General features: G+C 76.6%; 2 protein-coding genes. Both read right to left on the reverse strand.

Translation table 11 applies throughout. The features are described 5' to 3' along the window. Positions 1 to 958, reverse strand: a 958-nt coding sequence (locus tag A612_RS09700; RefSeq protein WP_040436530.1) for an SDR family oxidoreductase, incomplete at its 3' end; no start/stop codon positions are given. A gap of 94 nt (positions 959 to 1052) precedes the next feature. After that, the coding region (locus A612_RS17385; RefSeq protein ID WP_019374302.1) for a hypothetical protein at positions 1053 to 1625 on the reverse strand (573 nt) is incomplete at its 5' end.

Consider the following 1625-nt stretch of genomic DNA (forward strand, 5'->3'; position numbering starts at 1 on the left):
CCGCGGTGGCCAGCGCCGCCAGCAGGGCGCGTCCGCTGTGGTGGAATTCGCCGTCCACGCCGGTGCGCAGCGAGGGACGGAACAGGTTGCCCTCGTTCGGCGGCGCCGGCCGCGCGCGGCGCAGCGCCACGTCGCTCGCCCAGCGCATGGCGCGTGCCGTGCCCCCGGGCGCGAGGGCGTGCGCCACACGGCCGGCGGTGCTGCCCAGGCCCATCCAGGTCACGGCGCGGGGCTGGGGCGCGTCCGCCAGGTCCACGATGGCCTGGGCCACGGCGCGCGGATCCACCTTGGGCAGGGGCGGGTCGAGCCGCCGGCCGGTGTAGTTGGCGCCGTGCGACAGCCCGGGCGAGGACACGAAGGTGGGCGCGATGTCGCACACGTACACCCGCGGCAGGTCCGCCACCTCGGCGCGCAGCGTCTCCGACAGGGCGCGCGCGCCGAACTTGCTGGCCGCGTAGGCGGCGGCGTAGGGCGTGGGCAGCCAGCCGCCGACGGAGACCAGGTTCACCAGCAGGCCGTGGCCCTGGCGGCGAAAGCGCGACAGCGCGGCGTGCGCGCCGTGCAGGTGGCCCAGCAGGTTGGCCTCGATCACGCGCCGATGCGCCGCCAGCGGCACCTCGTCAAAGCGCCCGACGGCACCCACGCCCACAGCATTCACCCAGACGTCGATGCGGCCGAAGTGGCGCACCGCCTTGTCGGCCAGGGCCTGCACGGCCTCGGGGTCGGTGACGTCGGTAGGGATGCCCAGCGCCGTGCCGCCTTCGGCGCGGCAGGCCAGGGCCACCGGCGCAAGCGTTCCGGCATTGCGCGAGGCCAGCACCAGCCGCGCGCCGCGGCGCGCGAAGGCCAGGGCCGTGGCGTGGCCGATGCCGCTGGAGGCCCCGGTGATGACGACCACCGGGGCCGCGGCGGCGACAGGAGAAGAGGAGGGCAGGCGGGGGGCGTCGGACGGGCTCATGGGGGGCTCGAAGCAAAACGGATGGCAATGCCGCTTTGTAGCAGCACCCGGTGCCGGCGCGGCGTAGGACGGCAGGCGGCGCGGCACGTGGGCATCAGCGCGGCGGCCGCGGCTCGAACTCCACCACTAGCGCATTCGCTGTGACGCGGATGCGCGGCACGCCCAGCGACTCCGTGCGCGCCACGTCCTCGGGCCGCAACCGGTACAGCGCCACGTCCGACAGCGCCTGCTCCGCCAGCGGCGCGCCGTAGCGCAGCAGCTGCTCGGCCACGGCGGGCGGCAGCTCCTCCAGGCGCAGCAGGTTCAGCTGCACGCGCTCGCTGCGGATGCTGTGGTCGGCGGGCTCGTAGCGCAGGCCGAAGTCCACGTCGAGCACGCCGCGCGGCCGGCGGCCGCCCAGCAGCGCGCCGCTCGCCTGCACGTCCAGCACGGCGTTGAGCTGGTCGCTCTCGGGCAGCAGGCGCACGCGCGGCGCGAGCAATTCCAGCTCCAGCAGGCGCGGCACCAGCGGGTAGCGGCGCGGGAAGCGCGTCGCCAGCGCCTGCTCCAGCTCCTGCACGCTCAGGCGCAGGCGCGCCGCGCCGAGCTCCGCACAGCCGGACAGGGCGCCGAGCGCCGCGGCAGCGCCCGCCCAGGCGAGCGCCTGGCGCCGCCGCAGGCCTGCCGG

This window comes from Melaminivora alkalimesophila (assembly GCF_000282995.1).
Lineage (GTDB): Bacteria > Pseudomonadota > Gammaproteobacteria > Burkholderiales > Burkholderiaceae_C > Melaminivora > Melaminivora alkalimesophila.